This window comes from Bradyrhizobium sp. AUGA SZCCT0283 (genome assembly GCF_018130385.1).
Taxonomy (GTDB): Bacteria; Pseudomonadota; Alphaproteobacteria; order Rhizobiales; family Xanthobacteraceae; genus Bradyrhizobium.
Genome location: NZ_JAFCLU010000002.1, coordinates 69227 through 83431 on the forward strand (window position 1 = coordinate 69227; position 14205 = coordinate 83431).

Sequence of the window (14205 nt, forward strand, 5' to 3'; positions counted from 1 at the left end):
ATGGCCGACGGATCAATCGGGCTCTGGACCGTTCCACTCGCCGTATTTGGCGGCGCTATCCGCGTCTCGACGCCGTTCCTGTTCGTCAGCCTGGGCGAATGCATTACCGAGCGCTCGGGGCGCATCAATCTCGGCCTCGAAGGCACGCTGATCATGGGCGCGATGAGCGCCTATGGCATCTCCTATCTCTCGGGCTCGCCCTGGCTTGGGGTGCTCGCGGCCGGCATCACGGGCGCGCTGCTCGGCGCGCTCCATGCCGGCATTTGCTCGCTGCCACGGGTGAACGACATCGCCGTCGGTATTGCGCTGATGCTGTTCGGGACAGGTCTGGCGTTCTATCTCGGTAAGCCGCTGATCGAGCCGACCGCCGCGCGCCTGCCGGCGATTGATTTTGGCTGGTGGAGCGACATTCCGCAGGTGCGTGCGGCGCTCCGGATCAATGTGCTGTTCCTGATCGGGGTGGCAATCGCGCCGATTCTGTTTTGGGCGTTTCGAACCACGCGCTGGGGCCTGTTGATCCGAACTGCCGGCGAAAGCTCTGATGCCGCGCGCGCCATGGGCTATTCCGTGCTGTGGATTCGGCTGCGCGCCACCATGGTCGGCGGCTTTCTCGCCGGCATCGGCGGTTCGTTTCTGTCCTTGTTCTATCCCGGCAGCTGGAACGAGGGTCTTTCCAGCGGACAGGGCATCACCGCCGTGGCGCTGGTGATCTTCGCGCGGTGGGACCCGATGCTGTGCCTGTGGGCGTCGCTGGCCTTTGGCGGAGCGGCGGCACTGGGACCCGCACTGCAGTCGGTCGGCGTCACCTCCGGCTATCATCTGTTCAACGCCGCGCCCTACATCCTGACGCTGGCGATCATGATCATCACCTGCTCGCCGAAGCGCACGCTGACCGGCGCGCCGGCAGAACTGTCCATCACCCGATAAGCGAGAGCGAGTCATGCCCGAGCGCTATATCTCATCCGAACCCTATGCGTGGCCTTATAATGGCGACCTGCGTCCGGAAAACACCGCGCTGATCATCATCGACATGCAGACCGACTTCTGCGGTGTCGGCGGCTATGTCGACAAAATGGGATATGACCTTTCGCTGACCCGCGCGCCGATCGAACCGATCAAGCGGCTGCTGGCAACGATGCGGGCTCGAGGCTTTCACATCATTCACACCCGCGAAGGACATCGCCCCGACCTCACCGACCTGCCCGCCAACAAGCAGTGGCGCTCGCGGCAGATCGGCGCCGGCATCGGTGACCCCGGCCCGTGCGGCCGCGTGCTGGTGCGCGGCGAACCAGGCTGGGAGATCATTCCGGATCTGGCGCCGCTCCCCGGTGAGCCCATCATCGACAAGCCCGGCAAGGGATCGTTTTGCGCCACCGACCTCGAGCTGATGCTGCGGCTGCGCGGCATCCAGAACATCGTGCTGACCGGTATCACCACCGACGTCTGCGTCCATACCACGATGCGGGAAGCCAACGATCGCGGCTTCGAATGCGTCCTGATCGAGGATTGCTGTGCCGCGACCGACAAGAGCAACCACGACCACGCGCTGAAAATGATCAAGATGCAGGGCGGCGTGTTCGGCGCGGTCGCGACGTCATCGGCGCTGATCGGGGCCCTGTCATGATCATCGGCGAAACGCCGCTACCGAGTGGCGCGCTTGGCGTCGACGCCGTCGCCATGACCATGCGGTTCGGCGATTTTACAGCGCTCGACAATGTCGAACTCAAGGTGCGGCCGGGCTCTTTTCATGCATTGCTCGGCGAGAACGGCGCCGGCAAGAGCACGCTGGTGAAATGCATCATGGGCTATTACCGCGCGACCGAAGGCGACGTACTGGTCGGCGGTCGCGAACAGACGATCGCCAATCCCAAGGAAGCACATGCGCTCGGGCTCGGCATGGTCTACCAGCACTTCACGCTGGTGCCGGCGATGACGGTCGCCGAAAATCTGGTGCTGGCGCGCGACGACGTGCCGGCCGTGGTCAATTGGACCAAGGAAAAAAAGGAGCTTGATGCGTTTCTGGCGCGGATGCCGTTCAAGGTTCCGCTCGACGCCAGGGTTTCCGACATTTCCGCCGGCGAACGGCAGAAATGCGAGATCCTCAAGCAGCTTTATCTGAAGCGGCGCTTTCTCATCCTCGACGAGCCGACCTCCGTGCTGACACCGGGTGAGGCCGACGAGGTGCTGGGCATGCTGCGTGCCATGGTCGTGGCGGGCGACCTCACCATTCTGATGATCACGCACAAATTCCGTGAGGTGATGGCCTTTGCCGACGATGTGACCATCCTGCGCCGGGGCAAGCTGGCCGGGCACGGCAAGGTCGCCGAACTCACACCTGACGATATGGCCCGCACCATGATCGGCGCCGAGCAGTTGACGGTGCAGCCGCCGCGGGTTGGCGAGGTCGGTGAACCGAGACTTCAGCTGACCAAGCTCACCGCGCGCGACGATGCCTGTGCCATCGCCGTCCACGGCGTATCGCTCACCGTGCGCGGCGGCGAAATCGTCGGGATTGCCGGCGTCTCCGGCAACGGCCAGCGGCAACTGGTCGAAGTGCTTGCCGGCCAGCGCGAAGCCGAAAGCGGCGACATCCATGTCCGCGGCGACCTCTATCTGGCGAACCGCGAGGAGATGCGCCGGCACAAGATGTTCCTGCTCCCAGAGGAGCCACTGAAGAACGCCTGCGTCGGCGGCATGAGCGTCGCCGACAATATCGCGTTCCGGGAATTCGACCGGGCGCCATTTGCGAGTGGCGGCTGGTGGCTCAACCGGTCGGCGTTCCGGAAAGACGCCGAGCGCAAGATCGGGCTTTACAAGATCAAGACCCGCACGCCGGACACGCCAATCTCGGCACTCTCGGGCGGCAATGTGCAGCGGGCAGTATTGGCGCGGGAACTCGGCGGCGAGGTCGAGGTGCTGATTGCCGCCAATCCCTGCTTCGGGCTCGATTTCGCCGCGGTCGCCCAGATCCACGCCGAGATCATGGCAGCGCGCAACCGTGGCGCCGCGGTGCTGCTGGTCAGCGAAGATCTTGACGAACTGCTCGAACTGTCCGATCGCCTGGTCGTGATGTTCCACGGCGAATTCGTCCACGAGGCGCGCGCCAGCGAGGCCGATCTCACCGAGATCGGGCGGCATATGGCGGGGCACTAATGGTAAGGCTTTGATGGTCGATATTTCTGCGCTCAGCGGGTCAGAGCTCGACGCATATTTCCTGCGACAATCGTTCGATGTCGCCCGTCGCGCCATGACGCACGGCAACCATCCCTTCGGCGCCATTCTGGTCGATCAAAACCGCAAGGTGCTGATCGAGGTCGAGAACGGCTATATGCCCTCCCATGACAGCACCGCACATGCCGAGCGCCTGCTGGCGACGCAGGCCTGCACCGCGATCGATGCAAATATCCTGCGCAACGCCACGCTCTATTCGTCCGCCGAACCCTGCGCGATGTGCGCGGGCGCGATCTACTGGGCCGGCATCGGTCGTCTGGTCTACGGCTTGAGCGAACACCGCTTACGGCAATTGACCGGCAATCACCCGGAAAATCCGACGCTTGATCTGCCGTGCCGGGAAGTTTTTGGCCGCGGCCAGCGATCGACCGAGGTGCTCGGACCGCTGCTCGAGGACGAGGCCGCGGCGGTGCATGCCGGGGTTTGGGATAAGTAGCTCTAAGCAAAGGCTGACGCTTTCCCCTACTTTCGCACGCGCCTAAACTAGCTCAGTATTGAGGCATCCGTTCCTCTTGACCGTGACAACGCATGTTGGATTCGACGCCTGCCGCGCTGCACACCGGTGCCATGCCGCTGCTCCAGACGGTTGGCCTGACCAAGCGCTATGGCACGTTCCTCGCCAATGAGGCGATCGACATCGATATCTGGCCGCAGCAGATCCACGCGCTGCTCGGCGAAAACGGCGCAGGCAAATCAACCCTCGTCAAAATCATCTACGGATTGATCCAGCCGAGCGAAGGCGAAATGCGCTGGCAGGGCGAGAAGATGGTCCTCTCCGGACCATCGGAAGCACGCAGCCGTGGCATCGGCATGGTGTTCCAGCACTTCTCGCTGTTCGACAATCTCACCGTGGCGGAAAACGTAGCCCTCGGACTCGACGGCAAGGAATCCTTCAAGGACATGTCGGCGCGCCTTGAAGAAGTATCCCGTGTTTACGGGCTTCCGCTCGATCCCAGGCGCGAGGTCTGGCAATTGTCGGTGGGCGAACGCCAGCGCATCGAGATCGTGCGCGCGCTGATGCAAAATCCAAAATTCCTGATCCTCGACGAGCCGACCGCGGTGCTGACCCCGCAGGAGGCCGACCAGCTCTTCACCGTGCTCGATCGCCTCAAGGCTGAGGGGCGAGCGATCCTCTACATCAGCCACAAGCTGGAAGAGGTGAAACGCCTCTGCGACACCGCCACCATCCTGCGCGGCGGCAAGAAAATCTCGACCTGTAATCCCAAGGCGGAGACTGCGGCCTCACTCGCGCGCATGATGGTCGGCGGCGAGATCAGGCAAGTGAAAGCTGCCGCCAACAGGCAAACCACGGTGCCGCGGCTGGTCGTCAACGACCTCAGCCTTGCGCCGGACGATCCCCACGGCGTGCGGCTTCAACACATTTCCTTCGAGCTCAAGGGGGGCGAAATCCTGGGCATCGCCGGCGTCGCCGGCAACGGCCAGGACGAACTTTTCGCCGCTCTGTCGGGCGAGCGGCTGGCGCAGGACCCCGGCACAATCGTTATCGACGGGCAAGCCGCAGGGCACCTTTCGATTACCCAGCGGCGCAAGCTTGGCGCGGCGTTCGTTCCCGAGGAAAGACTCGGCCACGGTACCGCACCGCGGATGAGGCTTTCCGAGAACGCGCTGCTGACCGGTCATGCCGCCAGCGGCATGGTCCGGCGCGGCTTCATCAATACCGCTGCGACCCTGAAGACCGTCGACCGCACCACCGAAACCTTCGACGTGCGCAAGGCCAAGCGCGATCCGGAAGCCGCCAGCCTCTCCGGCGGCAATCTGCAGAAGTTCATCGTCGGCCGCGAAATCCTTCGCAACCCGGCCGTGCTGGTCGTCAGCCAGCCGACCTGGGGCGTGGACGCGGGTGCGGCCGCCGTGATCCGGCAGGCCCTGCTCGATCTCGCCGCCAGCGGCGCCGCAGTGCTGGTCACGAGCCAGGACCTCGACGAACTCGCCGAAATCACCGACCGCATCGCCGTGATGTTCCACGGCCATCTGTCGGAGCCTATGGCGACCAGCGAAGCAAGCCGCGAGAAGCTCGGCCTGTTGATGGGCGGAAGCACCCTGGAGCAGAAGGAAGCGGCGCATGCAGTTGGTGCTTGAAAAGCGCGCCGAGCGATCGAACATGATCGCGCTGATTTCACCGCTGATCGCGATCGGCATGACGCTGGTGACCATGAGCATCCTGTTTGCGATCCTCGGCAAAAACCCGATCACCGCGCTCGGTGTCTACTTCGTCGATCCCCTCACCGACAGCTATTCGCTGCAGGAGATTGCGGTGAAGGCGACACCCTTGGTGATGATCGCGATCGGCCTGTCGTTCTGCTACCTCGCCAACGCCTGGAACATCGGCGCCGAAGGACAGTTCCTGATCGGCGCCGTCGCCGGCAGCTGGCTCGCGGTGAAGACGCAAGGCACTGACGCCGGCCCCTGGGTCTTGCCGGCGATGCTGCTGCTGGGTGCCATGGGCGGCGCGCTCTATGCCCTGATTCCGGCGATCTGCAAGGTCAGGTTCGGCGCCAGCGAAATCCTGACCAGCCTGATGCTGGTGTACGTGGCCGATCTCTTCCTCGACTATCTCGTGCGCGGTCCCTGGCGCGATCCCAAAGGCTTCAACTTTCCGACCACCGCCGAATTCGATCCGGTCGCGACCGTGCCGGTGCTGATCGAGGGCGGCCGGCTGCACCTTGGCGGCATCATTGCGTTGGTGGCGGTCGCGGCGGGCGCTGTGCTGCTCGGCATGACCATCAAGGGCTTTGAAATCCGCGTTGTCGGCGCCGCTCCGCGCGCCGCGCGCTTCGGTGGCTTCAACTCCAACCAATTGATCCTGCTGACTTTCGCGATCTCCGGCGCGCTGGCGGGAATGGCCGGGATCATCGAGGTCGCAGGTCCGGTCGGACATCTGCAGCCCGGCATCTCGCCCGGCTACGGTTTCACCGCGATCATCGTCGCGTTCCTGGGACGGCTGAACCCGGTTGGAATACTAATTGCAGGGCTTTTTCTCGCACTCACCTTCATCGGCGGCGAACAGGCGCAGATCGCGATGAAAATCCCGTTGGACGTCACCAAGGTTTTCCAGGGCATTCTTCTGTTTTTCGTGCTCGCCTGCGACTCCCTCATTCTGTACAGGTTCAAGCTCATTTTCGCGTCACCAAAGGTGTCCAGTGGGGCTCATTGAGGCCATCATCCTTGCGGTGCTGGCGGCCTCCACGCCGCTGCTGCTGGCTGCGACGGGCGAGCTCGTGACCGAACGCGCCGGCGTGCTCAACCTCGGCGTTGAGGGCATGATGATCGTGGGCGCGGCCTGCGGCTTCGGCGGCGCCTGGCTGTCCGGCTCGATCATTGTCGGCGCGCTGTGCGGTATCGTCGCCGGCGTTTTGATGTCGCTGATCTTCGCGCTGATGACGCTGGGGCTTGCGGTCAACCAGGTCGCGACGGGTCTCGCGCTGACCATTCTCGGCATCGGCCTTTCCGGCCTGATCGGCTCCCGCTTCGTTGGCGAAAAGATTTCGCTGGCACCGCATCTGTATGTTCCCGGCCTCACCGATATCCCGCTGATCGGGCGTATTTTGTTCGGTGAGGACGCCTTCGTGTACCTCTCGCTGGCGCTGGTCATTGGCGTCTGGTTCTTCCTGTACAAGACGCGGGCCGGACTGATCCTGCGGGCGGCCGGCGACAACCACGCTTCCGCGCATGCGCTCGGCTATCCCGTGCTCAGGATCCGGATGTTCGCGGTGATGTTCGGCGGCGCTTGCGCTGGTCTGGCCGGCGCCTATCTGCCGCTCGCCTACACGCCGTTCTTCATTCCAGGCATGACGGCCGGGCGCGGATGGATCGCGCTGGCGCTGGTCGTGTTCGCGTCATGGCTGCCGGGGCGCCTCGTCATCGGCGCCTATCTGTTCGGCGCGGTGACTATCCTGCAGCTGCATGCGCAGGGCTGGGGCGTCGGCGTGCCATCGCAATTGATGTCGGCGTTGCCCTATCTCGCGACCGTCATTGTCCTAGTCCTGATTTCACGTGCACGAACCGGCGGCTCGACCGCGCCTGCGGCGCTCGGGACCGTCTTCGTGCCCGACCGGTAAACGTGCCCGAAGCGCGCGCGACGGGGCGCTGCGCATCGGGAGAGATGCTTCACCCGTCAACAAAACGGAGAAATCCATGCGAAAGATTCTCATCGCCGCAACGACAGCGATCCTCGCCACCGGGGCAAGCCTCTTCGGGGCCTCTGCTGCCGATAAGCTGAAGGTCGGCTTCATCTATCTCGGTCCGATCGGCGACCTCGGCTGGACCTATCAGCATGACATCGGGCGCCAGGCCGTGATCAAGGAGTTCGGCGACAAGATCGAGACCACCTATCTCGAGAACGTCAGCGAAGGCCCGGACTCCGAGCGTTCGATCGAGCAGCTCGCGCGCGCCGGCAACAAGCTGATTTTCACGACGTCGTTCGGCTATATGGAGCCAACGCTGAAGGTCGCCAAGAAGTATCCAAACGTGCATTTCGAGCACGCTACCGGCTACAAGCGTGACAAGAATTTGTCGACCTATTCGGGGCGGTTCTATGAGGGCCGCTACATCCAGGGCATCATCGCCGCCAAGATGTCGAAATCGGGCGTGCTCGGCTATATCGCCTCGTTCCCGATTCCCGAAGTGATCTCCGGCATCAACGCCACCATGCTCGGCGCGCAGACGATCAATCCCAATATCAAGGTCAAGATCATCTGGGCCAACACCTGGTTCGATCCCGGCAAGGAAGCTGACGCCGCCAAGGCGCTGATCGACCAGGGCGCCGACATCATCATGCAGCACACCGATAGCCCGGCCGCGATGCAGGTCGCCGCCGAGCGCGGCAAGCTGGCGTTCGGCCAGGATTCCGAAATGATCAAGTTCGGACCGAAGGCGCAGCTCACCTCGACCATGAACAATTGGGGCCCCTACTACATCCAGCGCGTCAAGGCTGAGCTCGACGGCACCTGGAAGTCGGAAGATTTCTGGGGCGGCCTGAAGAGCAAGCTCGTCGTGATGGCGCCCTACACCAACATGCCCGACGACGTGAAGAAGCTGGCGATGGAGACCGAAGCCGCCATCACCGAGGGCAAGCTGCAGCCGTTCAAATGTCCGATCGTCGGCCAGGACGGCAAGGAAGTCGAATGCAAGGGCGGCACCCATCTCGACGACGGCCAGGTGCTCGGCATGAATTTTTATGTGAAGGGCATCGACGAGAAGATTCCCGGGAAGTAGGACGGCACGTCGCTCTTACCTCTCTCCGCCCTTTTGCGGGGAGAGGTCGGATCGCTTCGACGGACAGCAAAATTGCGAAAACAACCCCATGCAAAGTAGGGATGGGGCCTCGCTCCATCTGAAAACGCAAGATCTAGTTAGAAATCGACCATCGCAAATCTCTGCTCGTCATTCCCGGATGCGCCTCTTGGGGCAGGCCTCAGATGTGCAATGGCACATCGGGGAATCCTTACCCCTCATGCATCGCGCGCGCGGCGGCGCTGTGGCGGCGGATCAGGTCTGACAGGTCGAGACCTGGGATCGCGCCGCCCGTCACAACCCATTTGCCGCCGACCATTACCCGGTCGGCACGATGCGCGCCGCATAGCACCAGTGCCGCCAGCGGATCGCCGTGGCCGGAGAAGCGTAGCTCGTCGAGCTTAAACAGCGCGAGGTCGGCGGCCTTGCCGGCGGCGATCTCGCCCAACTCAGGCCGTCCGATACAGGCGGCAGATCCTTTGGTCGCCCAGCGCAGCGCGTCCTTGTGGCTGACGCGGGAAACGCCGTAGCACGCCCGCTGCAGCAGGAATGCCGCGCGTACTTCCTGCATCAGGTTGGATTCATCGTTCGACGCCGAGCCATCGACGCCGAGCCCGATCGAGACCCCCGCCTCCTCCATCTCGCAGACCGGGCAGCAGCCCGACGCCAGGATCTGGTTGCTGCAGGCGCAATGGCTGATGGCGGTCTTGGCCTTGCCGAGCCGCTTCATCTCGTCGGAATTGAAAAAGATGCCGTGGGCCAGCCAGGTCCGCGCATTGAGCCAGCCGCATTGCTCGAGATAATCCAGCGGGCGGCAGCCATGTATCTGCTCGCAGAACTTGTTCTCGTCCTCGGTTTCGGCCAGATGCGTATGCAGGCGGACGTCGAGCTTGTCAGCAAGTGCGGCGGTCGCGCGCATCAGCGAGGTCGTCACTGAAAATGGCGAGCATGGCGCGAGCGCTATCTGCACCATCGCGTCCTCGCCGCGCTGATGATGCCTGGTCACCACGCGTTCGCTGTCGGCCAAAATCGTGTCCTCGTCCTGCACCACGCTGTCGGGCGGCAGCCCGCCATCCTTCTGCGACCGATCCATCGAGCCGCGCGTCAGCAGCACGCGGATGCCGAGACGCTGAGCGGCGGCGACCTCGACGTCGACGGCGTCCTCGAGCCCGGCCGGGAAGACGTAGTGATGGTCGGTCGTGGTGGTGCAGCCCGACAGCAGCAGTTCCGACATCGCCACGGTGACGCCGAGATCGAGCGATTCCGGCGTCAGCCGCGCCCAGACCGGATACAGCGCTTGCAGCCACGGAAACAGTTCGAGATCGAGCGCACCCGGCAGCGCCCGGGTCAGCGTCTGGTAGAAATGATGATGGGTGTTGATCAAGCCGGGCAGCACGACGTGGTCGCCTGCGTCGTATACGGTGGCGTTGGCGGTCGCAGGTTCTCGGCCGCGCGCCACCAGCTCGACGATTTTGCCGCCGCGGATCACAATGCCGCGTTCGGCGCCGTCGGCGAAAATAGAAAGCGGATCCTTGATCCAGATCGCCTGCGTTTGGTCCATGATCCCACCTGATTTGCGAAAGGCGTCTTGGAACACCCTCCCCTTTACGCAATGCAAAGACCATCCCAACGACATTGGCAATTGGCGCTGGTCTTGCAAGACTTCATAGTCTTAGATGCATCTACTTGAAAGCGTTAGCCTATCCATGGACCTGAACACCATTACCGCGGTTGCGCATCCGACGACGCGGGACCAATTGCCCGTTTGGACGGCAGGCGATGCTTGGCTCGCGGGCGGGACCTGGCTGTTCTCGGAGCCGCAGGTTCATTTGGCCCGGCTGATCGATCTCACCGACCTGAAATGGCCGGCGCTGACCGTCACGGAGACCGAACTTTCGATATCTGCGACTTGCACGGTCGCGCAGCTCGATGCGCTGGCCTGCCCGCCAGAATGGATCGCCTCGCCGCTGATCAACCAGTGCTGTCGTGCGTTCCTCGCCTCCTTCAAGATATGGAAGACGGCGACCGTCGGCGGCAACATCTGCATGTCGCTACCGGCTGGGCCGATGATCTCTCTCTCCTCGGCGCTCGACGGAGTCTGCACGATCTGGCAGGCCGGTGGCGGCGAGCGGAAAATTGCGGTCGCCGATTTCGTCATCGGCGACCAGCGCAACGTACTCGCGCCGGGTGATCTGTTGCGGCAAGTCGATATCCCGCTCGCGGCCTTGAGGCGGCGTTCGGCGTTCCGCCAGATTTCGCTGACGCCGGTCGGCCGCTCGGCGGCGCTGCTGATCGGCAGCGTTACCAGTGACGGCGGATTGGCGTTGACGATAACGGCATCGACCAAGCGGCCGGTTCGATTGTCCTTCGCAGGAATCCCAAATAGCAAAGAATTGCGCGAAACGATTTTGCAGCGCATTGCCGACGACCTCTACCACACCGACGTTCACGGGACGCCAGTATGGCGCAAGCACATGACGCTGCGGCTCGCGGAAGAGATCCGCGTCGAATTGCGGGGCGCGGCGTCAGCATGACATTCCAGGTCAACGGCAAGGAATTTTCCGAAGCGCCACAGCCCGGCCAATGCCTGCGCACGTTCCTGCGCGAACTCGGCCATTTCGGTGTCAAGAAAGGTTGCGACGCCGGCGACTGCGGCGCCTGCACCGTGCTGATCGATGGCGAGCCAGTGCATAGCTGCCTGATCCCGGCCTTCCGCGCCGACGGTCACGCCGTGACGACGATCGAAGGCTTTGCCTCTGACAGCGGCACTCATCCGATGCAACAGGCGTTTCTCGATGCGCAGGGGTTTCAATGCGGCTTCTGCACATCAGGCATGATCCTGACCTGCGCATCGCTGAACCAGGCGCAACGGCAGGACCTCGGCGCCTCGCTGAAAGGCAATATCTGTCGTTGCACCGGCTATCGCTCGATCGAGGATGCGCTGAACGGCAAGAACAACATCGAAGACGCTGCCGCGGGCACCGCATTCGGCCGCAGCCTCCCTGCCCCCGCCGGACCGCAGGTAGTGCGCGGCGCGGCGCGCTATACGTTTGATGTCGCGCCGGAAGGTGTGCTGCACATCAAGATGCTGCGTTCGCCGCATCCGCACGCGAAGATCATCTCGATCGACAAGCGGGCATCGCTCGGTGTTCCCGGCGTGCATACGGTCCTGACGTTTGAAGACGCGCCAGACAGGCTGTTCTCGACCGCGCGGCACGAGTGGGACTGGATGGACCCGGACGACACCCGTGTGCTCGACAATGTCGTCCGCTTCATCGGGCAGAAGGTCGCCGCCGTAGTCGCCGAGACCGAAGCCGCCGCGGAGGAAGGCTGCCGGCTGCTCGACGTCGGATACGAAATCTTGCCGGCGGTGGTCGATCCCACGGCCGCCATCACGACCGGCGCCCCTGTGATTCACGGCGACAAGACGCCGGCAAACCGCGTCGCGAACGCAGGCCGCAATATCGTGGCGGAAAGCCATGGCGAATTTGGCGATGTCGCGAGCGCACTGGCGCAGGCCGCCGTCAGCTATGAAGGTACTTTTTCGACCCAGCGGGTCCAGCATGCGGCGCTGGAAACCCATGGCGGCCTTGCCTGGATCGATGCCGATGGAATCCTCAATGTCCGCTCCAGCACGCAGGTGCCATTCCTGACGCGGCGTACGCTGGCCGACCTCTTTCATCTCCCGCCGGACAAGGTGCGGGTATTCTGTGAGCGCGTCGGGGGCGGATTCGGCGGCAAGCAGGAAATGTTCGTCGAGGATATTCTTGCGCTCGCAGCGCTCAAGACCGGCCGCCCGGTCAAATTGGAACTGACGCGGGAAGAACAATTCATCGCGACCTCGACGCGGCATCCGATGCAGGTCACCGTTAAAGCAGGCGCCGACAAGGACGGCAAACTCACGGCGCTGCAGCTCGACGTCCTCTCGAACACCGGAGCCTACGGCAACCACGCCGGCCCGGTGCTGTTTCATTCGGTCAACGAATGCCTCGGCGTCTATAACTGCCCGAACAAGAAGGTCGACGGCATCGCCGCCTATACCAACACCGTGCCGGCAGGCGCGTTTCGCGGTTACGGCCTGCCGCAAACCCTGATCGCCGTCGAAGCCGCAATCGACGAACTGGCAAAACAGCTTGGCATCAGTCCGTTCGAAATGCGCCGCCGCAATGTCGTCAAACTCGGCGATCCCATGTCGTCGCCGCCGGAATCCGAATATCACGACGTGCTCTACGGCAGCTATGGCCTCGATCAATGCCTCGATCTGGTCGAGCGCGCGATGGCCGCCGAGGCGCCGACGCCTTCGCTCTCCGCGGACTGGTTGACCGGGGACGGCATCGCGCTGACCATGATCGACACCGTGCCGCTAGCCGGTCACTTCGCCGATTGCAGCATTTCACTGCGCGAGGATGGCGGCTTCGACCTCACGGTCGGCACCGCCGAATTCGGCAACGGCACCAGCACCGTGCATCGCCAGATCGCCGCGTCCGCGCTGGCGACAACCGTCGATCGCATCCGTCTCAAGCAATCCGACACCGCGCATGGCGGCCACGACACCGGCGCCTATGGGAGCGCCGGGACGTTCGTCGCCGGCCGCGCGACACAGGCCGCGGCCGAGGCGCTGGCCGGTCAACTGAAGCAATTCGCGGCGTCATTGCTGGGCGAAAACCCGGACGCATGCACCCTCGACAACCATGCCACGGTCTGTGCCGGACGCCGCACGCCCTTTGCCTTGCTCGCCGCGTCCGCGCACTCGCTCGGCAAGGTCCTCCGTGCCAACGGCAATTCGTCAGGTACGCCACGCTCCGTCGCCTTCAATGTACAGGGCTTCCGCGTCGCCGTGAATAAATACACCGGCGAACTCAAGATCCTGAAGAGCGTGCAAGCCGCCGATGCCGGCCGTGTCGCCAATCCGATGCAGTGCCGCGGCCAGGTCGAGGGCGGGGTTGCTCAATCGCTCGGCGCTGCGCTCTACGAGGAAATGGTGATCGACGACAACGGCCGGGTCATCAATCCCAAATTCCGCGACTATCATCTGCCGTCCTTTGCCGACATTCCCCGCACCGAAGTGTTCTTTGCCGACACGTCGGACACGCTGGGGCCGATGGGCGCCAAATCGATGAGCGAAAGCCCGTACAATCCGGTCGCCGCCGCACTCGGCAATGCCATCGCCAACGCGACCGGCATCCGCTTCACAGCGACCCCGTTCAAGCCGGACCGGCTATGGCCGCTATTGCATGAGAAGTTTGGGTTCGGATGAACCCGTCCTTAACGTAATTCTCCGAGCCCGACTGACTTCGCAAGGGCAAAGCCGGCAATCACTCGTCGGGCTTCCTGCGATCATACGTTTGGAGAGAAACGGGCCTTGCGGAGAACAATAAGTCGATTCTGCCCCGTTGTGGTGCGGAGCTCAAATTGGAAATGGCTACGGATATTGGGCTAAATTGCCAAGTAAATGCTGCGGAGAAGACACTGGTAGAGCGATCTGGCGGAGGGAGGAATTCGAACTGGCGGTACGCTCGTTTTAGTCGGCGCTTCTCAAACGGTGAAAGCGGCTAAGATCTTGAAAGGCTTGGTGGGCGCACCAGGGCTCGAACCTGGGACCCGCTGATTAAGAGTCAGCTGCTCTACCAACTGAGCTATGCGCCCGGAACTTGGTCCGGAAAGCCCTCGCAAGAGGGCGTCGTTTAGCAAAGCGACCCCGGGATGTCCAGCAAGCCGAGA

Annotated in this window: 11 protein-coding genes and 1 tRNA gene; 10 read left to right on the forward strand and 2 right to left on the reverse strand. The window is 63.2% G+C overall.

All coding sequences use genetic code 11. From position 1 onward, the window contains the following. The 8 genes from JQ624_RS03805 (at position 1) to JQ624_RS03840 (ending at position 8466) form a co-directional block, all read left to right on the forward strand. Positions 1 to 927: an ABC transporter permease gene (locus JQ624_RS03805; protein WP_108513988.1), complete on the forward strand. Its 927-nt coding sequence runs from the start codon at positions 1 to 3 to the stop codon at positions 925 to 927. Positions 928 to 940: 13 nt separating this feature from the next. Further along, positions 941 to 1624: a cysteine hydrolase family protein gene (locus JQ624_RS03810; RefSeq protein WP_212417513.1), complete on the forward strand. Its 684-nt coding sequence runs from the start codon at positions 941 to 943 to the stop codon at positions 1622 to 1624. Further along, a complete protein-coding gene (locus tag JQ624_RS03815) occupies positions 1621 to 3153 on the forward strand; it encodes an ABC transporter ATP-binding protein (protein ID WP_212417514.1) in 1533 nt (510 codons plus the stop codon). Before JQ624_RS03810 ends, JQ624_RS03815 begins: the two co-directional genes overlap by 4 nt. Before the next feature lie 13 nt (positions 3154 to 3166). Beyond that, entirely contained in the window at positions 3167 to 3667 is a 501-nt protein-coding gene (locus JQ624_RS03820; protein WP_212417515.1) for a nucleoside deaminase, read from the forward strand. A 92-nt stretch (positions 3668 to 3759) separates the two neighbouring features. Then, a complete protein-coding gene (locus JQ624_RS03825) occupies positions 3760 to 5331 on the forward strand; it encodes an ABC transporter ATP-binding protein (protein WP_212417516.1) in 1572 nt (523 codons plus the stop codon). Then, positions 5315 to 6406: an ABC transporter permease gene (locus JQ624_RS03830; protein ID WP_212417517.1), complete on the forward strand. Its 1092-nt coding sequence runs from the start codon at positions 5315 to 5317 to the stop codon at positions 6404 to 6406. The genes JQ624_RS03825 and JQ624_RS03830 overlap by 17 nt, the downstream gene beginning before the upstream one ends. Further along, entirely contained in the window at positions 6393 to 7310 is a 918-nt protein-coding gene (locus JQ624_RS03835; protein ID WP_212417518.1) for an ABC transporter permease, read from the forward strand. The genes JQ624_RS03830 and JQ624_RS03835 overlap by 14 nt, the downstream gene beginning before the upstream one ends. 76 nt (positions 7311 to 7386) lie before the next feature. Continuing rightward, entirely contained in the window at positions 7387 to 8466 is a 1080-nt protein-coding gene (locus JQ624_RS03840) for a BMP family ABC transporter substrate-binding protein (RefSeq protein ID WP_212417519.1), read from the forward strand. Between the two features lie 229 nt (positions 8467 to 8695). Here the strand turns inward: JQ624_RS03840 and JQ624_RS03845 are convergent, their stop codons facing one another. Continuing rightward, positions 8696 to 10045 carry an 8-oxoguanine deaminase gene (locus tag JQ624_RS03845; RefSeq protein ID WP_212417520.1) on the reverse strand — a complete coding sequence of 450 codons (1350 nt, stop codon included), beginning with the start codon at positions 10043 to 10045 and terminating at the stop codon, positions 8696 to 8698. 145 nt (positions 10046 to 10190) lie between these two features. Here JQ624_RS03845 and JQ624_RS03850 point away from each other — a divergent pair, with 145 nt between their 5' ends. Then, the gene (locus tag JQ624_RS03850; protein ID WP_212417521.1) at positions 10191 to 11018 is read left to right on the forward strand and encodes a xanthine dehydrogenase family protein subunit M; all 828 of its coding nucleotides are present in this window, start codon (positions 10191 to 10193) and stop codon (positions 11016 to 11018) included. Then, on the forward strand, positions 11015 to 13741 hold the full coding sequence (locus JQ624_RS03855) for a molybdopterin cofactor-binding domain-containing protein (RefSeq protein WP_212417522.1): 2727 nt from the start codon (positions 11015 to 11017) through the stop codon (positions 13739 to 13741). The genes JQ624_RS03850 and JQ624_RS03855 overlap by 4 nt, the downstream gene beginning before the upstream one ends. 313 nt (positions 13742 to 14054) lie before the next feature. Here JQ624_RS03855 and JQ624_RS03860 read toward each other — a convergent pair. Continuing rightward, positions 14055 to 14130: transfer RNA gene (locus tag JQ624_RS03860), tRNA-Lys, on the reverse strand. Between the last annotated feature and the right edge of the window lie 75 nt (positions 14131 to 14205).